19 protein-coding genes are annotated in these 20,843 nt (G+C 50.9%); 3 read left to right on the top strand and 16 right to left on the bottom strand.

Annotated elements, in window-relative coordinates; all coding sequences use genetic code 11:
- Positions 1–4 precede the first annotated feature (4 nt).
- The 8 genes from tap to flhD form a co-directional block, all read right to left on the bottom strand.
- On the bottom strand, positions 5–1,603 hold the full coding sequence (gene tap, locus AB182_RS15820; protein ID WP_047370939.1) for a methyl-accepting chemotaxis protein IV: 1,599 nt from the start codon (positions 1,601–1,603) through the stop codon (positions 5–7).
- A 42-nt stretch (positions 1,604–1,645) separates the two neighbouring features.
- Entirely contained in the window at positions 1,646–3,310 is a 1,665-nt protein-coding gene (tar, locus tag AB182_RS15825; RefSeq protein ID WP_047370940.1) for a methyl-accepting chemotaxis protein II, read from the bottom strand.
- A 390-nt stretch (positions 3,311–3,700) separates the two neighbouring features.
- On the bottom strand, positions 3,701–4,204 hold the full coding sequence (cheW, locus tag AB182_RS15830) for a chemotaxis protein CheW (RefSeq protein ID WP_047370941.1): 504 nt from the start codon (positions 4,202–4,204) through the stop codon (positions 3,701–3,703).
- A gap of 23 nt (positions 4,205–4,227) precedes the next feature.
- Positions 4,228–6,285, bottom strand: a complete 2,058-nt coding sequence (cheA, locus tag AB182_RS15835; protein ID WP_177328627.1) for a chemotaxis protein CheA — start codon at positions 6,283–6,285, stop codon at positions 4,228–4,230.
- Between the two features lie 10 nt (positions 6,286–6,295).
- Positions 6,296–7,249 carry a flagellar motor protein MotB gene (gene motB, locus AB182_RS15840; RefSeq protein ID WP_039078680.1) on the bottom strand — a complete coding sequence of 318 codons (954 nt, stop codon included), beginning with the start codon at positions 7,247–7,249 and terminating at the stop codon, positions 6,296–6,298.
- Positions 7,246–8,133, bottom strand: coding sequence for a flagellar motor stator protein MotA (gene motA / locus AB182_RS15845; protein WP_047370943.1), 888 nt, complete (start codon positions 8,131–8,133; stop codon positions 7,246–7,248). The genes motB and motA overlap by 4 nt, the downstream gene beginning before the upstream one ends.
- A gap of 126 nt (positions 8,134–8,259) precedes the next feature.
- Entirely contained in the window at positions 8,260–8,838 is a 579-nt protein-coding gene (gene flhC, locus AB182_RS15850; RefSeq protein WP_047370944.1) for a flagellar transcriptional regulator FlhC, read from the bottom strand.
- Positions 8,839–8,840: 2 nt separating this feature from the next.
- Positions 8,841–9,191, bottom strand: coding sequence for a flagellar transcriptional regulator FlhD (flhD, locus tag AB182_RS15855; protein ID WP_047370945.1), 351 nt, complete (start codon positions 9,189–9,191; stop codon positions 8,841–8,843).
- Positions 9,192–9,968: 777 nt separating this feature from the next.
- Between flhD and uspC the strand changes: the two genes are divergently transcribed.
- Positions 9,969–10,394 carry a universal stress protein UspC gene (uspC, locus tag AB182_RS15860; protein ID WP_047370946.1) on the top strand — a complete coding sequence of 142 codons (426 nt, stop codon included), beginning with the start codon at positions 9,969–9,971 and terminating at the stop codon, positions 10,392–10,394.
- A 29-nt stretch (positions 10,395–10,423) separates the two neighbouring features.
- Here uspC and otsA read toward each other — a convergent pair whose 3' ends face one another.
- The 6 genes from otsA to AB182_RS15890 all read right to left on the bottom strand — a co-directional run bounded on the left by otsA (position 10,424) and on the right by AB182_RS15890 (position 17,268).
- Positions 10,424–11,848 (bottom strand): alpha,alpha-trehalose-phosphate synthase, encoded by a 1,425-nt coding sequence (gene otsA / locus AB182_RS15865; protein WP_047370947.1) that lies wholly within the window; start codon positions 11,846–11,848, stop codon positions 10,424–10,426.
- On the bottom strand, positions 11,823–12,629 hold the full coding sequence (otsB, locus tag AB182_RS15870; protein ID WP_047370948.1) for a trehalose-phosphatase: 807 nt from the start codon (positions 12,627–12,629) through the stop codon (positions 11,823–11,825). Before otsB ends, otsA begins: the two co-directional genes overlap by 26 nt.
- 189 nt (positions 12,630–12,818) lie before the next feature.
- Positions 12,819–13,808: an L-arabinose ABC transporter permease AraH gene (gene araH / locus AB182_RS15875; RefSeq protein WP_172399047.1), complete on the bottom strand. Its 990-nt coding sequence runs from the start codon at positions 13,806–13,808 to the stop codon at positions 12,819–12,821.
- 11 nt (positions 13,809–13,819) lie between these two features.
- A complete protein-coding gene (araG, locus tag AB182_RS15880) occupies positions 13,820–15,334 on the bottom strand; it encodes an L-arabinose ABC transporter ATP-binding protein AraG (protein WP_047370950.1) in 1,515 nt (504 codons plus the stop codon).
- 70 nt (positions 15,335–15,404) lie between these two features.
- Complete coding sequence (locus AB182_RS15885) at positions 15,405–16,394, bottom strand: arabinose ABC transporter substrate-binding protein (protein WP_047370951.1); 990 nt, start codon at positions 16,392–16,394, stop codon at positions 15,405–15,407.
- Positions 16,395–16,710: 316 nt separating this feature from the next.
- Positions 16,711–17,268, bottom strand: a complete 558-nt coding sequence (locus AB182_RS15890; RefSeq protein ID WP_047370952.1) for a DJ-1/PfpI family protein — start codon at positions 17,266–17,268, stop codon at positions 16,711–16,713.
- A 397-nt stretch (positions 17,269–17,665) separates the two neighbouring features.
- Between AB182_RS15890 and AB182_RS15895 the strand changes: the two genes are divergently transcribed.
- Both AB182_RS15895 and AB182_RS15900 read left to right on the top strand, forming a co-directional pair.
- A complete protein-coding gene (locus AB182_RS15895) occupies positions 17,666–18,118 on the top strand; it encodes a ferritin-like domain-containing protein (protein ID WP_047370953.1) in 453 nt (150 codons plus the stop codon).
- 216 nt (positions 18,119–18,334) lie between these two features.
- Positions 18,335–19,678: an anaerobic C4-dicarboxylate transporter gene (locus AB182_RS15900; RefSeq protein WP_047370954.1), complete on the top strand. Its 1,344-nt coding sequence runs from the start codon at positions 18,335–18,337 to the stop codon at positions 19,676–19,678.
- 80 nt (positions 19,679–19,758) lie between these two features.
- Here the strand turns inward: AB182_RS15900 and azuC are convergent, their stop codons facing one another.
- Positions 19,759–19,842, bottom strand: coding sequence for a stress response protein AzuC (gene azuC, locus AB182_RS32005; protein WP_088218881.1), 84 nt, complete (start codon positions 19,840–19,842; stop codon positions 19,759–19,761).
- A 269-nt stretch (positions 19,843–20,111) separates the two neighbouring features.
- A complete protein-coding gene (locus AB182_RS15905; RefSeq protein WP_047370955.1) occupies positions 20,112–20,750 on the bottom strand; it encodes an RpiB/LacA/LacB family sugar-phosphate isomerase in 639 nt (212 codons plus the stop codon).
- Between the last annotated feature and the right edge of the window lie 93 nt (positions 20,751–20,843).

Below are 20,843 nucleotides of genomic sequence, written 5' to 3' on the forward strand. Positions count from 1 at the left end.
TGATTTATGATACAACTGGCACCCTTTTGGGGAGTGCCACGTCTGATATTTCGGCATGCTCTTCTAACTTAAACACCGCCACCAGGGAGGTCAGATGATCTGCCTGGTGCGCTAACTGATCGGTGGCCGCGGCGGCTTCTTCAACGAGCGCAGCATTCTGTTGCGTCACCTGATCCATCTGGCTTACAGCCAGTGCGACCTGCTCAATACCCCGGCGCTGTTCATCCGAAGCAGAGGCAATTTCGCCCATAATATCGTTCACCTGCGTAACAGAGTGGACGATCTCCATCATAGTTTTGGCAGAGGTATCCACCAGCACCGAACCTTGTTGAACGCGTGATACCGACTCTTCGATCAGGCCTTTGATCTCTTTTGCGGCCTGCGCGCTTCGACTGGCGAGATTACGCACCTCACCGGCCACCACGGCGAAACCACGTCCCTGCTCCCCTGCCCTCGCCGCTTCTACCGCCGCGTTCAAGGCCAGAATATTGGTCTGGAAGGCAATACCGTCAATCACGCTGATAATATCGCCAATCTTGTGCGAGCTGGCGGCGATCTCATGCATAGTGCTTGCCACATTCGACGCCTGCTGTCCGCCCTTACGCGCTGTTTCCGCTGCGCTCTGCGCCAGGCCAGATGCCTGACGGGCATTGTCAGCGTTTTGCCCTACCGTGGCCGTCAACTCTTCCATACTGGCTGCCGTTTGCGCCAGGGACGCAGCCTGTTGTTCAGTACGCGCCGACAGATCGTTGTTGCCTTCGGCAATCTCCGAAATACCGGTATGCATCGCATAGCTGCCCTGACGAACATCGGTCACAGTAGAACGCAGTGCAGTCTGCATCTTTTTGAGGCTGGCAAAAATGGCCGAAATTTCATTCTTACCAAATACCGCAATCGATCGCGCCAGATTGCCCTCGGAAATACTGTCAAAATGACTACTGATAATGGCCAGTGGCTGAACAATCATTTTGCGCGCCCACCACAGCGCGGCCGATGTCAGCAACGCGGCCAGAATCACTACCACCACAAAAATCACCGCCGAGCGCTGATAGTTGTTTTGGCCCTCTGCCTTAGCTATCTCCACAAAGTGGTTAATATGCTGCTGCCAGGCCGTAAAGTTTTGATTAAACGCATCCTGCGACTGCTGAACCGGTGCCGACATAAAGTCGGATAGCTGATTACTTTCAAGCCACGCGGCCTGGTGTTCCAGATCGCCATGCCATGCGATGTAAGCGGCTTTTGTCCCGTCCTGCAGGCGCTTACCTTCATCGGTCAACGCCGGGATATTCAAAAACTCATTTATACTGTTATCGGCATCGTTCAGATTATCTTTCGCCTGTTTCATTAGCGCCTTGATATCGTCCGGCGGATAACTCAGCGCCGTTAACGTACCGGCTTTATTCAGTGATGTACTGGCCTGTAATAACCAGGCGCGAGTTTGCATAAGTGCGTTGCGCTGGATATTACTTTTTTCAACTTCCGCTAAATGGGCAGTGCTTTGACGAAACGCCCAAAACGACAACCCATTACTCCCTACCTGCAAAACGCCACAAACGATCAAGATCAAAAAAAGTGTCGTAGAAATTCGAATACGGTTTAACATCAACGCTCCCATCAGGCGGCAAATTGCCGCGGGTTAAAGCAGTTAAAAAGTTTCCCAGTTATCGTTTTGTCCGGTAGTGAGTTGACGGGCTCTGGAAGGAGCCGTGGTAATGTCTGCCGCCGGATTAAGCGCTCCATGCGCGTTTTTTGTAGGGACAGAAGAGAGACGGAAAGTAGAAACCGCTTGCGTCAACCTGCTGGCTTGTTCTTCTAATGCGGCCGCAGCGGCTGCAGATTGTTGTACCAGCGAGGCGTTTTGCTGCGTGACGCGATCCATTTCGGACACCGCCAGCGCAACCTGATCGATGCCACGGCTCTGTTCATCAGATGCCGAAGCAATCTCACCCATAATGTCATTTACCCGGGTTACCGCATTCACAATATCGCCCATCGTCTCACCGGCGCTTTCAACCAGTACCGAACCGGTATCCACGCGTGAGACAGAGTCTTCAATCAGTGCCTTGATTTCTTTAGCCGCCTGGGCGCTACGGCTGGCAAGGTTACGCACTTCGCCAGCAACTACCGCAAATCCACGCCCCTGCTCACCGGCGCGGGCGGCTTCAACAGCCGCGTTGAGTGCGAGAATATTGGTCTGGAAAGCAATACCGTCGATGACCCCGGTAATATCAGCAATTTTTTGCGAACTGGCGGCAATGTCGTGCATTGTTTTTACCACCCCATCCACCACTTTACCGCCGCGCTCAGCGGTATCAGAGGCGCTCTTCGCCAGCAACGATGCCTGACGGGCGTTTTCGGCGTTCTGTTTCACCGTTGCGGTCAGCTCTTCCATACTTGCCGCCGTCTCTTCCAGCGCCGAGGCTTGTTCTTCGGTACGGGATGACAAATCATTATTGCCCGCCGCAATTTCGCTGGTGCCGGAATGGATAGCGTCGGAACCGGCGCGCACATTGGTCACCGTATCAATCAACGAGCGTTGCATATGGTCGACGCTCTCGGCCAGATCGGTAATCTCACTGCGCCCTTCAACCACCAGCTTGTCGGTCAGGTTGCCGCTGGCGATTTCGCGAATATGTTTAATGACGGCAGTTAACGGGGCCAGCAGAATGCGGCGAATGCCGTACCAGACCAACGCCAGCACCACGACCAGGGCCAGCGCGAGTGCCGCCATTTGCCATTTTGCAAAGTTATAATCACTCACGCTTTCGTCATAGGCTTTGCGGTACAGCGATTCGCTTAACTGGGCATATTTACCCATCGCGTCACCGAGACCGTTCTGCATGCCCTGCGTTGGCTGGGCAAAATAACCATCCATGTTGCCGCCTTCCAGAAACTGCACCAGTTCCGTAAGGCCAGCCGCATAGGTTTTATACTTTTCATCCAGCACCTGGCGCGCCTCGTCCATCGCGGGGACCGATGGCATGGCACGGAAAGCATCGTAGTGTTTTGCGGCATCCGCCAGGCTGGATTTCGCGCTTTTTAATAATTCAGTTTTGGCGCTACTTTGTTGATTGTTGGGGTCCATCATCATACGGGCAGACGAACGGCTCAGGTTGATACGTGTTTGCAGCATCAATTCCCAGGTTTTCGTCAATTCGGTCTGTTGCATGCGCAGATCGTTGGACACCGCAAAGCTTTGTTGATTGTGATTAAGAGAAGAGAATAAAAGCCCGCCCGAGAGCAACTGCAGCAGCGCAAACACTACCAGTACACTCATCAGCATTGTGACAACGCGAATACGGTTCAACATGCTACACCTTCCTGAAAACTCATTAACGGTGTTATCGGCAAGGGGCAACAGAACTTTACATTTGCGAAAAGGAATTAAACCGTCTCACTAACGTCAGCCGGGAAATATCTCGCCACACGAATGTTAGCAACATGTTATTTAACAAGAAGTGAGGTCGAAAAATATGTCATTACCTGTCCATTCAGGTCGTTGGCAAGGGTGACTGATTCCCTGGTATTTGCGCCGCAGGTAGCGTTACAGGCCAATAACGTTGGGTTAGTACGCTATCAGGCATCAAAAATAGTGACGCGCAGGCCGGACTACAGGGCGGGTTCAGAAAAAAAGGCGGGCAATAGAACGGAAATAAAAAACCCCCACGCAATGGCGCAGGGGTTTTAAGGGACGAGGCGATTACGCGACGTGGGTAGCCGCGATGTCCAGCAGTGCCATTTCTTCGCTGTTCAGCAGTTTTTCGATATTCACCAGAATCAGCATACGCTCGCCCAGTGCACCAAGACCTGTCAGGTACTCGGTGGAGAGGGTAACGGCGAATTCCGGTGCCGGGCGGATTTGATCTGCCGCCAGCGACAGTACGTCAGATACGCCATCGACAACAATCCCAACCACGCGCTGACCAAAGTTCAATACGATAACCACCGTGTTATCGTTGTATTCAACTTCACCCTGGCTGAATTTCACGCGCAGGTCGACGATAGGAACGATAACGCCGCGTAAGTTAGTGACACCCTTGATAAAATCAGGCGTATTGGCGATACGGGTGACCTGATCATAGCCACGAATTTCCTGCACTTTCAGAATATCGATACCGTATTCTTCATCGCCCAGGGTAAATACCAGGAATTCCTGGCCCGATGGCTCGCCAGCCAGTTTTGTTACATTGCTCATACCGGTCATGTTTTTACCTTCTTTTAACTCAGTCAGGCGGCAGTGTGCGCCACACGTTGTTCACGGTTTAATCCCTGTAGTGCCGAAACATCAACAATCAGCGCAACGCTACCATCACCAAGGATAGTTGCCGCAGAAATTCCCGGCACTTTGCGGTAATTGCTTTCAAGGTTTTTCACTACTACCTGATGCTGCCCAATCAGCTGATCGACCAGCAATGCATAGCGACGACCCGCACTTTGCAGAATAACGACAATGCCCTGCGTAGCTTCGGTTTTCGCGCCATTAACATCAAATACTTTCCACAACTCGACCAATGGGAGGTACTCGCCACGCACTTCAAGTACGCGCTCACCCCCCGCCAGTGGGTGCAAATCTTCTTCGCGCGGTTGCAGTGACTCCATCACCGCGTTCAACGGCAGGATAAACACTTCACCGCTCACTTTAACGGACATGCCGTCAAGGATTGCCAGCGTCAACGGCAGCAGAATGCGAATCGTCGTACCTGCGCCCTGACGTGATTTGATCTCAACGTGTCCACCCATCTCCTGGATGTTACGTTTCACCACGTCCATACCCACGCCACGCCCTGAAACATCGGTTACCTGCTCCGCGGTGGAGAAGCCCGGTGCGAAGATCAACATGCCGACTTCTTCATCGCTCATGTTTTCGTGCACCGGCATGCCCTGCGATATGGCTTTTGCCAGGATACGCTCACGGTTCAGACCCGCACCATCATCGGTGACTTCGATGCAGATATTGCCACCCTGATGTTCGGCGGAAAGGGTCAGGTTGCCGATCGGCGATTTGCCCGCTGCAACGCGTTTTTCCGGCACTTCAATCCCATGGTCAAGGCTGTTACGCACCAGGTGAGTTAACGGGTCAATGATGCGCTCAATCAGACTTTTATCCAGTTCCGTTGAGCTACCCTGCAGCGTCAGTTCAACCTGTTTATCCAGCTTGCTCGCGAGGTCACGCACCAGACGCGGGAAGCGGCTGAATACGTACTCCATCGGCATCATACGGATAGACATTACCGACTCTTGCAGATCGCGTGCGTTACGCTGCAACTGCGTCATGCTGGTAATGAGATCGCCGTGGGTGACCGGGTCCAGCTCATTAGAGCGCTGCGCCAGCATCGACTGCGTAATAACCAGCTCGCCGACGAGGTTAATCAGTTGGTCAACTTTTTCTACCGCAACACGAATACTGGTTGACTCACTGCCGCGTGCCGGTTTTTCACGGCCTGCGGGTTGCTCTTTGGCGACGGCTTTCAGCGCCGGGACAGGGGCCGCCTGGACAACCGGAGCCGGTGCCGCTGTCGCAGCCGGTACAGCTTCTTCAACGACCTCGACCGGCGCGCTTTCCGCAGCGGCGGTTTCCACAGCTACGCTGGCATTTTCAAAGGCGATCTGGTCTGCTTCTATGACGAAACACAGCACCGCAATGATATCATCCTGGCTTACACCGCCATCCAGCGTGACGCTTAAGGTATCGGTCCCTTTAACAACGTCAGTGAGCGTGCCGAGGTTACCCAGCTCTTCTTCCAGAAGGCTGACTTCGTTTTCTTTAAGACGCGACAGCACAATACGCAGTTTTCCGTCATCGGCGGCGCTCGCCGGAGCGGCAGCCTCTGCGTCCTGTACGGCGCTTTCAACAACGGACAATTTGGCGCTATTGGTCGCGGCCGGAACAGCTTGCCCTTTGGCTTCCAACGCTAACTGACGCAACGCATTGCAGATATATTCAAAGCTGGCGGCATCCGGCTCCGTAGAGCTTTTATAGGCATCGAGCTGTTCCTGCATAATATCTTTGGTTTCCAAAAACAGGTTAATGATGTCAGTGTTGAGCTGCATTTCCCCACGGCGGGCTTCATCCAGCAGGTTTTCCATCAGGTGCGTGGTTTCCTGCAAAATGGTGAAGCCAAACGTGCCCGCACCGCCTTTAATAGAGTGGGCGGCACGAAAGATGGCATTGAGTTGTTCAGAGTCCGGCGCCTCTGGCACCAGATCTAACAAATGCTGCTCCATGTCGGCCAACAACTCGTCAGCTTCATCAAAGAACGTCTGATAAAAATCGCTAATATCCATGCTCACGCAATCACCTCGACTCGGGTTGTGGCGATGTTGTAACTGCCGCCGCAGGCGCGGATGCTGGCGCTGGCGCCGCTTCTGCCTCCGGCTGTGTAATGACGCTTATTGGCACATTCTGGCTTTCGGCGTTCTCATGCAGAATGGCTTCTTCTGCTTGTTTGTTTAGCACCAACAGGCTGATACGGCGGTTGATCGCCTCATTCGGTCCGCGCTCTGCCAGCCTCATTGTGGCTGCCATGCCAATGACTCGAAGCATTTTTCCATCGTCGAGACCCCCAACAACCAGTTCTCTTCGCGATGCGTTTGCACGATCCGCTGAAAGTTCCCAGTTGCTGTATCCTTTCTCACCGTTGGCGTAGGGATAGTCATCGGTGTGTCCGGAAATGCTAATTTTGTTCGGTATACCATTCAGTACCGGTGCGATAGCCCGCAAAATGTCACGCATATAAGGCTCCACTTCTGCACGTCCGGTCTTAAACATCGGGCGATTCTGGCTGTCGATAATCTGGATTCGCAGCCCTTCCTGAACAAGATCGATCTTGAGATGCGGGCGCAACGCACGCAATTTCGGATCGGCTTCGATCAGTTGGTCCAGATCGCCGCGTAATTTTTTCAGCCGCGCTTGTTCCATACGTTGCTTGAGATCATCAATGTTCGGCTGTTTTTTAACTTCACCCTGCTGCTGTGTGTAGTCATCGCCACCGCCCGGAATCGGACTGTCGCTATTCGAAATTCTTGGCCCACCCGTTACTGCTGTTGCAAGGGGTGTACGAAAGTATTCGGCAATCTGAATCAGTTCTTTAGGGCTAGAAATTGAGATAAGCCACATAACCAGGAAAAAAGCCATCATCGCCGTCATAAAGTCGGCATAGGCAATCTTCCAGGAGCCGTGCGCTCCCCCGCCATGTCCTTTATGTTTCTTGCGTCTTACGACGACGATAGGATGGGACTGATTTTTCATGCGTCCTCAGTCGTTGTCTGTTGGTTAGGGTTTCTTACCGCACGCACGTGTTCATCCAGTTCGACAAACGACGGACGTTCGGTTGAGTACAACGTTTTACGCCCAAACTCGACGGCAATCGGCGGCGCATAGCCGTTAAGATTCGACAACAATGTGATCTTGACGCACTGCATCATTTTGGTGGTTTCGGCGCTTTTCTGCCGCAACACGCTGGCCAGTGGAGAAATAAAGCCGTACGCCAATAAAATACCGAGGAAGGTTCCTACCATCGCGTGGGCAATGAGCGCACCAAGCTCCGCCGCAGGACGGTCCGCCGAGGCGAGTGCGTGAACCACGCCCATAACCGCCGCAACGATACCAAATGCCGGCAATGAGTCCCCCACCGCCGCCAGGGCGTTTGCCGGGACTTCCGCTTCGCTTTCATGGGTTTCGATCTCTTCGTCCATCAGCGCTTCAATTTCGAAGGTGTTCATATTGCCGCTGATGATAAGGCGCAGATAATCAACGATAAATTCGAGCATGGTGGCATCGGCGATGATGCGCGGGTAGCTGGCAAAAATCTCACTCTCTTTCGGGTTTTCAATATCCCGTTCGAGGGAGAACATCCCTTGCTGGCGAGACTTCGCCATCAGGCGATAGAGCAACGCCAGCAAATCCATGTACATACTTTTTGTGTATTTAGAGCGGCGAAACAGCAAAGGTAACGCCTTGATGGTGCCCTTGATGGCTTTACCATTGTTACCAACGATAAACGCACCGATGCCAGCGCCACCAATGATGATAAGCTCGGACGGTTGATAAAGTGCGCCAAGGTGCCCGCCGGTCATCATATACCCGCCAAGGACAGCACCCACAACCACTATGTAACCTAATACGATAAGCACGACATCATCCTTCCGCTAATGACTATGGCAAGGAAGACAAATCGCAGGATTTTCGCGAAAGGCAGGGAAAAAAAAAGCAGCGGTATAACTTCACCGCTGCTGGAGTTTGTCCCACACCTTGTTCGGTCAAACAGCCTGATCGATCTGTTCTTCCAGCAGTTGTGGAATAATATCGGCAGCGTCCCGGGAAAGTTTACGTCTTTTTACCGCACGAGAAGGCGGCTGGCATAAACTACAGGCGAAACTGCCAACAGGCTGATGCGCGTGGGTGATAAAGTTACCACCACAGCAGTTACAGCGAGACAACTCCAGCATTCCGCTTTCCACGAAACGTACCAAAGTCCAGGCACGAGTCAGAGCCAGCAGAGGCCCTTCCTCAGGCTGAGGGCATTGTTCGAGATAGAGTCGATAGGCTTTGATTACCGCATCAACGCCGCTGCATAACCCGGTTTTTAGTAAGAATTGCCAGGCATTACAGAACATTGAAGCATGAATGTTTTGCTCCCACGTAATAAACCAGTCGGTGGAGAATGGCAGCATACCTTTCGGCGGCGGGCTACCACGCAGCTCTTTGTAAAGCTTGATGAGACGACCACGGCTCAGTTGCGTCTCACTCTCCAACATTTGCAAACGTGCGCCCAGCGTGATCAGTTCCATTGCTAACTGAATGTCGCGGGCTTCCTGAACAATACTTTTCTCGCTCATGATTACGCCCTTTTCTTCCGGGCTGGTTCACCTGATTGGCTGGATTCATTCAGCAGGCGAGTAGAGAGCAGAATGCCAGTATGGATTTGTTGTAAATCATCCACACGGGATTCCTGGGTCAGACGCGTGATAGTCTGATGATTGTCAAAGCGGAACTGACAAATAACTTGATTTGTTTCAGCCAGCTTGACCATCTGCGGAAGTGTTAACTCTCCCAGGGTATTAGCCATTTCTTCGTTAACGCCTAAGCGAAACATGGCGGACGGTTTGTCCTGACTAATTAAACGCTGAGCAAGGAGCAGATATGACAGGTTGATGTCATAAATGTGTTTCAGCAACTCGGATGTATGCATTTTTCCCATCCCGAATAACCAACTTGTATCTTATGCGGACAAACCGCACCCCGTGATGTCGCCGGGAAAAACCCGGTAAAAAAGAAAGGCTAAATGCATAACAGACTTAGGATCTCGTGCGGCAGGTCTATCGCTCAAATGTTTTTACCTTGCCACACTCTTAATCATTTCTTACAAAGAACTAAGATTTTTCCTAATTCGACGCAACTGTACTCGTAGGTGCTGAGACATACAATGTGACCAGAGTGAAATTTTGGAAAAAATGTGATCCACATCACATAATTTACGCATTTCCTGGTAAGAAATCTATCAGTCCCGCTTCTGAATTGATTATTTTTTGTTCTAACAATGCCTTTTTCTATTCTTTTAATGCGAATACTCATTCATATGACATATCAAAATGCGGCACAGTGGTCAGATGTGTACTATCTTTACGCGTTTAAAATGCCGAATACGTTTCTAATAAAGAGACGATAATAAATGTCTATATAAAACAAGAAATTAGAAATACAGCTCTGCTTATTAATTACCTTATGGGATCATTTTAAAGTTGTTAATCAAGACGATTAATAATTTAGGGATTTAACTTTAAATTCTTAAAATTTTACTTAAGCGCTTCATTCTAATTAAGATGGTCAAACTTCACGCTGTCCATTTCATAAGTTTAATTAATGAATATTTATGACTTTCTTCACAAGTTTGTCATATTGGTCTATTGCTACGTTGGCGCAAACGGAGTAATGGTGATATGCGAACCTCGTCGATAAGGAGTCAGTCATGGGTTACACGCATCTATTGGTTGCGGTATCGGCCTCTCCGGAAAGTCACGCGCTGGTGGCAAAAGCGGTGTCAATAGCACGTCCGTTTCACTCCCGCTTAACCCTCATCACCCTAACGTCCGATCCCGAAATGTATAATCAGCTTGCAGCGCCGATGATGGAAAATGTGCGTGAAATATTGCAGGAAGAGACACAGCAGTTTATGAACGAACTGGTAAGCCAGGCTGGCTACCCTATTGAACAGGTGATTATTACCTCTGGTGAGCTCAGTGAGCACGTCCTGCATACCTGTCGTACACAAGGTGTAGACCTGGTTATCTGTGGCAATCACAATCAGAGTTTCTTTGCGCGGGCAGCCTGCTCCGCGAAAGCGATAGTCGGTTCGTGTAAAGTGGATGTCTTACTGGTGCCTTTAAGCGAATAACCCCTCCCGCACTACGGAAGGGGCTACGGTCAGGCCATTTTCGGGAAGGTCGCCACTTTGTTCTGTAGCCTGCTCTGAGCACTACGTGGCGTGATAAGCTTTAAATCGCTGATAAACCTTTCTTGCCAGTGGTTGATATCATTTTGCTCAATCACCTTAAGCATTTCTGCATGGCGGGCGATACGTTCAGCCAGCGGCATCGTCAATGCCCTGTCCATTGCGGCGGCCACATCATCCCGATCATAGGGGTTAACAATCAGCGCCGAGGTAAGCTCGTTGGCCGCACCGGCAAATTGCGAAAGCACCAGTACGCCCGGATTGGCAGGATCCTGCGCGGCGACATACTCTTTCGCCACCAGATTCATCCCGTCACGCAATGGTGTAACCAGCCCGACCTCCGCATATCTGAAGACCTTCATCAACACTTTGCGATCAAAGTGCTGGTTAAGGTAATAGAGCGGCGTCCAGCCAAGCTGACCATACTTCCCGTTAATGCGCCCTGCTTCCGTTTCCAGTTGATGACGAATGTCCTGATAGGCCTGTACTTCGCCACGTGAGGTCGGCGCAATTTGCGTATAGCGAATCTTACCGTGGTGCTGCGGATACTTCTCCAGCAACGTTTCATAAGCGAGGAAACGTTCCGGCAAGCCCTTAGAGTAATCCAGACGCTCGACGGAGAAGATGTTCTTCACATTTTTCAGCTCATTTTTGATCTGAGCGAGTTTCGGCGGCAACGGCCCCGCGGCCTGCTGGGCAATCTCTTTCGGTTCGATACCGATAGGGTAAACCTCGGTCTGGAAGGTTTTCCCCCATGCGCTGTGGTGCTTACCGCCTCGGGTTGTCAGTCGCGTCTGCAGAGACAGGCAGTCAAGGAACGCCAGACGATCGCTTTCAGTCTGGAAGCCCAGCAGATCGTAGTCGCACAACTGCTCAAGTAGATCGGCATTCGGCGGCAGCGCGTTGAAGATTTCCGGCGTAGGGAAAGGAATATGCAGGAAGAAACCAATACGGTTGTTCACACCGCGCTGGCGTAACTCACTGGCAAACGGCAACAGATGGTAATCGTGAATCCACAGAATGTCGTCATCTTCCACCAGCGGTAACAATTTATCCGCCAGCAGAGAATTTACCCGCTGATAGCCTTCCCATGCCTCACGCTGGAATTTCACCAGGTCCAGACGGTAATGGAAAGCCGGCCATAATACGGCGTTGGAAAATTGAGAATAATATTGCTCGTAATTCTCTTCGCTGAGGTTAAAGGAAGCCCATGTGATATTTCCACGAGAAACCTTTTTGAGCGGTGCATCCTCATCACCAATTTCACCACTCCAGCCGAACCACAATCCACCCGTGGCTTTTAATGCTCCCAGAATCCCTACGGCCAGCCCACCTGCGCTGGTCTTTTTATCATCAGGCGGAGCAATACGATTAGATACTACGACTAAGCGACTCATAGCCATCTCTCCTGTTTGTTAGCGCCTTTTTTTCTTGTTCTTGATGGTCAGTAATACTTTTAAGCCACTGATGGACATCATTCACACAACCCAGACGCCATTGCGCGTGAGTGGTACCCGCCCCGACTTTCACTGAAATACCTGATTTCGCATTCACGACTTCAAAGCCGTGCTCGTCCGTCAGGTCATCGCCGATAAAAATCGGTTTTCTGCCCTTAAACGGCGATTCCTGTAAAAACGCGTCAATCGCAGCACCCTTGTTGATGCCAGACGGTTTTAGTTCAATCACACATTTGCCCGGCTGCATCGCCAGCTGGCCCCAGTTTTCCACCATTTTGCGCGCCAGTGCGAAGATTGCCTCTTCATGCTCCGGTGCCTGCCGATAATGCAGAGCAAACGCCATCCCCTTGGTTTCAAGCTCGGCACCTTTAAGTGCGGCCATTCCCGTCTTGAGGGCCTGTTCCAGCGGCTGGACTATCTCTTCTGGCAACGTCACCCGGTGGGTTTGACCGTTGATATCGCGACGTTCCGCCCCATGAACCCCAGCGAGGGGAAAACGGTAAGGTCTGGCAAGCTTGTCCAGCTCTGCCATTGAGCGCCCTGAGATCAACGCCACCGCGCCATCATTCATTTCAGCAAGGCGTGCGAGCCGCTTGAGAACATCCGGCGGTACAAAAACCTGGTCAGGGTGAGGTTTGATATCGGCGAGGGTTCCGTCAAGATCGAAGAAAAATGCAAAATTACCGGAAAAGACAGGCGGTTCAGATAACAGGTCAGCCACCCTGGTTTCCTCCTTAAATGGTCATCGGTGAAAGGTCTCCTCGGATAACCTTTCATTATCATTAGCCATGTAAGTATAGACAGTGTGACGCTGCTCGCCATTTTATGCATAACCCATCAACCATTCTGGCGGTTGATGGGTTATGGGAGGTATGCTTAAAGATCACGCTACATAGTGATGTAGAGGGGATTAAACGGTCCGTTTAGCCTTTTGTTTGTAGCGGTCAAAAATCACCGCAGCCAGCAAGATCAAACCACGCACCACATACTGGGCAAACGGCGAGATATTCAGCAGGTTCATCGCATTTTCTACCGTTCCGAGAATCAGGATCCCGGCGACCACATAAGAGATCTTGCCGATGCCGCCTTTCAGGGATACCCCACCCAATACGCAGGCTGAAATAACAATCAGCTCATAACCGATAGACGTCATCGGCTGACCGCTTGTCATACGCGAGGCGAGGATAATCCCGGCCGCCGCGGAGACCAGCCCGGACAGCACAAAGATAATGATCTTGGTGCGAACCACCGGAACGCCCGCCAGACGAGCCGCTTCTTCATTGCCGCCAATCGCCAGCGTGTTGCGACCGAACGTCGTTTTGTTTAACAGGAAGCCAAAAATGATCAGGCACGCGACAGTCAGCCAGATCGGCGCAGGCAGCCCCAGCCAGTTAGCATAACCGAGCGTAAAGAAGCTCTCATCTTCAATACCGACCGCTTTCCCATCAGAAATGATATAAGCCAGCCCGCGCACGATTTGCATCGTGGCAAGGGTCGTGATCAGGGCGTTAATTTTCAGGCGGGCGATCACAAAACCATTAATAAACCCGCTCACCACGCCCAACATCAGGCCAGCAAACACGCCCAGCCACAGGCTACCCGACATGTTAATCACCACGGCGGTGGTGACGCCCGCACAGGCAATAACAGAGGCGACTGAAAGGTCGAAATCGCCGGAGGCCAGACAGAACAACATCCCGCAGGCGACCATGCCGGACATGGAGATGGCAAGGCCCAGCCCTTTCATATTCACAAACGAGGCGAAGTTTGGCACAAAGACTGCACAGCCAATGAACAGTGCGGCAAACACGACCAGCATGCCGAACTGATCCCAGATGCGGCCCAGGCTAAATTGCGATGGCGTCTTCGGTGCGCCAGAAGAAGTTACAGATGACATCATATTCTCCTTGCTCAGGCGACAGCCTGGCTAACTTTAGGCATCGCGAGGCTGAGCGCTCGCTGTTCATCGGCCTGACCATGAAGCAGTTCACCGGCAATTTCACCTTCGCGCATCACCACGATACGGTCGGCGACGCCAAGTACTTCCGGCAGGTCACTGGAGGCAAACAACACCGCGACACCGCGGGCTGCCAGCGCATAGATAACGTTATAGATTTCATGCTTGGCCCCCACATCAATCCCGCGCGTGGGTTCATCGAGCAAAATGACTTTCATCTCTTCCGATAACCAGCGTCCCAGAATGGCCTTCTGCTGATTCCCCCCGGAAAGATTCATAATTAACTGATCGGCACTGGGCGTTTTGATATTCAGGCTGCGAATATGATGCTCAGCGTTCTGCGCCTCCCAGCCGTTATTGATCAAACACCCTGCATGGATAAACTTACGCCGGGCGCTGATATTGATATTCTCCTGTACGGAGTGGACAGGAATAATCCCCTCGGCTTTACGGTCTTCCGGGCAGAGCATCATCCCGGCGCGAATGGCATGCGAGGGTTTCTGGATATTAACCTCAGCACCGTCAATAAAGACCTTCCCTTCGGTTATTCGCGTACCGCCGAACAAGCCTTTCATTAACTCGCTGCGCCCTGCTCCGACCAGACCGAACAGGCCAACAATCTCACCGCTGCGCACGGTCAGGCTAATCGGTGTGCGAACACCCGGTGCTTTGACCTGATCGAGGCGCAGGCGCTCATCACCATAGTCGCGCGGCTGCCAGCCGTAGATATCGCCCAGGTCGCGGCCAACCATCGCCTGCACCAACTGGTCATGGTTCACCTGTTGCATATCCGTGAACGTACGGACATAACGTCCATCTTTAAACACGGTGATGGCATCGCTGAGGGAGAAAATCTCTTCCATGCGGTGCGAAACATATAAGATGACGCGCCCTTCTTTGCGCAGCTCGCGAATGACCCTGAAAAGGTTGTCGATTTCGCGCGCCGATAGCGAGCTTGTCGGTTCATCAAAGGCGATAATTTTGGCATTGCGTGCCAGCGCCTTCGCGATTTCAACCATCTGCCACTGGCCGATGGAGAGATATTTGAGCGGTGTCTGCGGATCAATATCCAGACCCAGGTGTTTCAATTGCAGACCCGCTTCGTAATTAAGAAGTGAGCGGTTAACGATGCCGCTTTTATGGGGTAACTGGCCGAGATAGATATTCTCCGCCACCGTCATTTCCGGTACCAGATGCAGTTCCTGGTAGATGATAGCCACACCGGCATTGAGCGCCGCTGTGGTATCCGCGAAGCTAACTTCCTGTCCTTTAATGGCCAGTGTACCGGTTGTGGGCGCGTAATTACCGCTGAGAATTTTCAACAGGGTCGACTTACCCGCGCCATTCTCCCCCATCAACGCGTGAACCTGTCCGGCATGACAGTCAAAGCTGATATCGCTCAGGGCCTTGACGCCGGGGAACGTCTTGCCGATGCCGCGGAAGGAAAGATAAGGAGTAGAGTCTTGCATAACGTCTCCGTGAATCAGTTCAGTGTACTTCTGGCCCTCCCTGGTAAGGGAGGGCACAACCATCAGAGATTTACTTCACGCCTAACCCTTTTTTCGCCAGCTCTTCTTTGAAGTTATCGCGTGTGATCAGCACCACATCGGTAACCGCAGTGAATTTCGGCGGCTCAACACCTTTGGTGACCCAGTTGTAGAGCAGCTCGCTGGTTTTGTAGCCATGAACATCCGGGCTTGGCAGCAGAGAACCATAGAAGCCGGTCGCCTGTGCTTTAGACAGTTCGCTGACCGCATCCACGCCATTAATACCAATGCCGATCACATCAGCAGCTTTAAAACCCTGACCTTCGGTGGCGCGTACACCGCCAAGGACGGTGTTATCGTTCATACCCAGCACCAGCCAGTGTTTCACTTCCGGATGTTGCACCAGCAGGGAGTTACCGGCATCAAATGCGCCGGGGATATCGTTTGATTTTGTCGGGACCTGGTAGATTTGTTTTTCCGGGAAACCGGCCGCTTTCAGCGCATCCATGGAACCGGTGGTACGACGACGCGCGGTATCCAGCTCATTTGCGGTGATCGCCATCACGCCGGTTGCTTTGACATCCCAACCGCGTTTCTGCATCTCTTTATAGAGCTCCTGACCCTGACGCGCGCCGATTTCGCTGGCCGCCATCATAACCAGAGGAACACTGGTCATCGGTTCGCCTTTCGCGTTGACGAACTGATCGTCCACGGTAATGACTTTCATGTCATAACCGCGCGCTTTAGCGACAATCGCGGAACCTAATTTCGGGTCCGGAGTACAAATAACGAAGCCTTTTGCTCCGCTTGCTGCCAGACTGTCGATAGCGTTGAGCGTTTTTTCACCATCCGGAACGGCAATTTTAATTACCTCAAACCCTAAATCCTTGCCCGCCTTATCGGCGAATTTCCATTCAGTCTGGAACCAGGGTTCTTCAGGTTGTTTGACCAAAAAACCCAGTTTCATCGTTTCAGCAATAGCGGATTGTGACATAACGGCAGCCAGACCGATGGCTGCCAACGCTTTAGTGAATTTGTGCATGGTTAACTCCAGCTTTGACTTTCTTTTCTGTAGGGAAAAATAACTACCGGTTCACTTAAAAGGTCATAAAACAAGGCATTAGGATCCGTACTTCCCTGGATACCTGTGCTGGCAGTAGTTTTAGCGGGAAATTGATTCTCCATAGGAGAGCAACATCACACCGCAGAATTACAGTAATTCCGTACATAAATTCAGCGGATTTAGACATAAAAATGGAGGTATTTGTCATACAAATGAGAAAGGCACTAGCAGAATAATCCATAGCTCCAGCTCGGTTATCCTTGTCCCCGATACAAGGCGCATCGGGGTGTACAAATTACCAACGGTAATAAATGTGGTCCGCGTGATCGCGAACGGGGTCTTCATTTCCCAGCAAGCGCGCCGAGAGAGCGAAGGCAAAATCAAACGCGTGCCCCAGGCCTTTGCCGCTCAGCAGGTTGCGGTCTTCGACAACCGGGGCATCAACGTACTCACCGTTCTGGACCCCTTGCCACAGATCGCCGGAGCAGACGTAGCGACGACCATTCAGCAGGTCATTGCCGCCAAGCACCCTTGCGGCGGCTGAACAAATCGGGCAAATCAGCTTATTTTGCGCATCATGCTGCTTAACAAAAGCGATAACACCCGCGTTCGCGGCAAGGTTCACACTCCCTTGCGGGCCGCCCGGCAGCACGATGGCATCGTAAAGTGTTTCCGCGCGCTCGCTCAGCGTGCTGTCGGCCACCATCGGAATGTTGTGATAACTGACTACCGCCCGCGATTCCGCACAGGCCAGCGTTTCAACCTCGATATGCAGGCGCCTCAGAATGTCGATAGTAATAATCGCTTCTGCCTCTTCAAACCCTGGCGCTAACAATACGGCCACTCTTTTCATTACGTCCTCCTGATCCCTGTTGTTGTCTACAATTACCCCATCATAAATCAAAACAGTGTTTCAAAATAACTCTCAAATCACATTCTTGCCGCCTGATGTGTACGCTTTGTTACTTTTCAGACAGGCAGAAGAACCTCATCCTGATGCACAAAATATCTATTTTTACCTGCAATAATATTTGCATCAGGGGTAAGAGAAAATGAGTAGCCATGTCAGAATAAAAAACTATCATCCATATGTCATACGGCTGTAACGAACAGTAACTTAATATAAGTTAGGATATTCTTATTACTCCGGACTCGCTATGCTACGCGTATTGAGGTAGAGGGATACCTGAATAATTTGCCGTTTTACTTTTATTACAGGCAAAAAATCACTCTTTAATAAGGATATTATTATGATAACCTGTGCAATGACGCAGAAACTGAATACACAAATGAATCTTGAGTTTCATGCGTCACATCTTTATCTTTCCCTTGGTAACGGGTGTATGACACGTAACCTGCCTGGCGTTGGGGCGTTACTGCGCATTCAGGCGCAACAATGCGTGACCCGAATGATGCGGTTATTCGACTATATCAAGGCTTCGGGAGGCTGGCCGGTTATTAAGCCCGTCACTATGACGGACAATAATGTTGTCTCTGTTGAGGATGTTATCCGGCAACTTATGGAAAATCAGGCGCTGCGCATCTGTGCGCTGGAATGTCTGGCCGAAGAGACGTCTTTGCATGAAGGTATAGCTATTCTGGATCTGTTAAAAATTATTCATACCGAATATCAAAACAATAACCACGAATTAAAAAAAGCGCTCACCGTACACTATTGCGCATCCGTTTCCGTCGCCTGCTAATATTTCCCTTCCCCATCGAAAAAAGGTCAGCAGATGTTTAATTTTCATCTCATCGGCTGACCCACTACTTTGCCATGGTATGAATTAAATGTTAATAAAAGGTATATAAGTTATTGCTTTTATTAATTTTGCTCAAATTGGATCTGGCTCTCATTGAGAGACGTTACAAAATGTAATGATTTATTCAATGTATTAATGTCAAGGACAAGGTGAGTCATGATTACCATTGAATTTATCATTATAATTCTCTGTTTATTAATAGGGACACGTTTTGGCGGGATGGGGCTGGGTTTAATCAGCGGTATTGGTCTTTTTCTCCTGAGTTTCGTATTTGGTCTGGAACCGGGTAAGCCGCCAGTAGATGTTATGCTCACGATTCTTGCCGTTATTGGTTGTGCGGCCACGCTGCAAACCGCAGGCGGCCTGAACGTGATGATGCAATTTGCGGAGCGGTTATTACGTCGCCACCCCCAGCATATTACGTTACTGGCGCCATTCACCACCTGGACTTTAACCTTCCTCTGCGGCACCGGGCATGTGGTGTATACGATGTTTCCCATTATCGCCGACATCGCGCTTAAGAAAAATATCCGTCCGGAACGCCCGATGGCCGTAGCGTCAATTGCCTCACAAATGGCCATTACCGCGTCGCCGGTTTCCGTTGCGGTCGTATCGCTGGTCTCCATTCTTGGCGCGCAGCACGGTATTGGCCATGCATGGAGCATTCTTGAAATATTGGCCGTTTCTGTTCCGGCATCGCTTTTCGGTGTCGCTATTGCGGCGTTGTGGAGCCTGCGTCGCGGTAAAGATCTGGCAGATGACAAGGATTTTCAGGAAAAATTAAAAGATCCTAAACAGCGCGAATTCATCTACGGCAGTAGCGAAACCCTGATGAACCAGCGCTTCCCAAAAGAGGCCTACTGGTCAACATGGATCTTCTTTGCCGGCATCCTTGTCGTGGTGTTACTCGGCGCGCTCCCGCAATTACGTCCGGCCTTTGATGTCAAAGGTAAACTCTCGCCGCTTTCAATGAATCTGGTCATTCAGATGATGATGTTGATTGCCGGCGCCGTCATGCTGATGGTCTGTAAGGTCAACGCTTCTGCGATTTCAGGTGGTGCGGTTTTCAAAGCGGGAATGGTGGCGATTTTCTCGGTGTTTGGTGTTGCATGGATGAGTGATACATTTTTCCAGGCGCATCTGAACGAGCTGAAAATGGCGCTGGAAGGGGTCGTGAAAAGCCATCCATGGACCTACGCTATCGTCCTGTTCCTCGTCTCCAAACTGGTAAACAGCCAGGCCGCCGCGCTGACCGCCGTTGCGCCGATGGGGCTGATGCTGGGCGTCGAACCTAAAATGTTGATCGCTTTCTTCCCGGCCTCGTACGGCTATTTTGTCCTGCCGACCTACCCAAGTGACCTCGCCTGTATCGGTTTTGACCGTTCGGGCACCACGCGTATCGGCAAATTTATCATTAACCACAGCTTTATCATTCCGGGCCTGATTGGTGTCAGTTGCGCCTGTGCTGCCAGCTACATGTTGGTCTCGGCCTTCTTCTGATAAGCAAAAAGCGGCGAGGATCGCCGCTTTTGTCGTCTCTTCGGACGTAAAAAAACCTGCCGTGGCAGGTTTTTTTATCATCAGAACATGGCGCCCGGCGGTACGTCTTTGAATGTTTTGCAGTAAGTTTCAAAAATGCTTTTCAGGATTTTACGCAGTTTCATGTTTTGCTCCGGCGATTTGTTATGCAGGTGTTATCGGTTGATGTGCATATAATATGACCTCCATCACAAAAAGCAATATTTACGTGATAGAAATCACGTTTTATTTTTTAAGGAATTTCGTTTTTGTTAAAAATTGGTGTTAAATCTGAAACTTACCAACTAAAATTTTTTTAGTATTTTTAAAAATAATTTAGAGTGTGATGACAAAAAACGTGGCGGGTTAACACAGGCGTGAAAGCAGAGGCCAGACTTTGCTGGCCCCGGGTGTATCAGGCGAGCATCTCACGCACAAAGGCTTCGATGGCTTTATCCTGGCAGTTTTCAAAGAAGCATTGCTGGAAGCGCGGGCCGGAAACGGCGGTTTTCACCAGTTCAGGATCAATGGCACGCAAAGTATCAAGGTAATTCTCTTTTACCACAGCGGCTTTCACCTGGTTAAGGATGCCGGCATTACGGACCTGCGGCTCTTTACGTTCAGGCGGGTAGCCTTCACCTTTGCGGCCCGTGAACGCTTTTTCAAAGATAAAGCGCACATTGAGTTCCGCCCCCCAGCCAAAGCCTTTAGCGAACGGCAATGAAAGCGCGTTGCCGTTGTTAATCTGGGCAAACAGAAAAGCATCAGCCGGATCAATACAGTAACCGCAGATAACGCCCGGGTGAATGTTCAGCGACATCAGAGCCCCCTGCCCGGTACCACAACCTGTCACCACAAAGTCGACCGCTTTGGCATTCAACAGAATGCTGGCCATAATACCAAGGTGGATATAGGTCAGGTGATGATCGTTTTCATCACTCATGCCCACGTTGAAGACCGGAAAGTCTTTTTCATCCGCAACCGCTTTCAATTCTTTAAGGATGATGGCGTTTTTCCCTGCCTGGCTGTTTTCCATCATCAGTGCAATCTTCATATTCATCTCCTGGTTAATGCATCGAGTAGGCAATTGAATCAACCTTACTACCTGACAAACACACTTTCAAATTTAATGAAAAATTGTTTTAAA

The organism is Phytobacter ursingii (assembly GCF_001022135.1).
Lineage (GTDB): Bacteria > Pseudomonadota > Gammaproteobacteria > Enterobacterales > Enterobacteriaceae > Phytobacter > Phytobacter ursingii.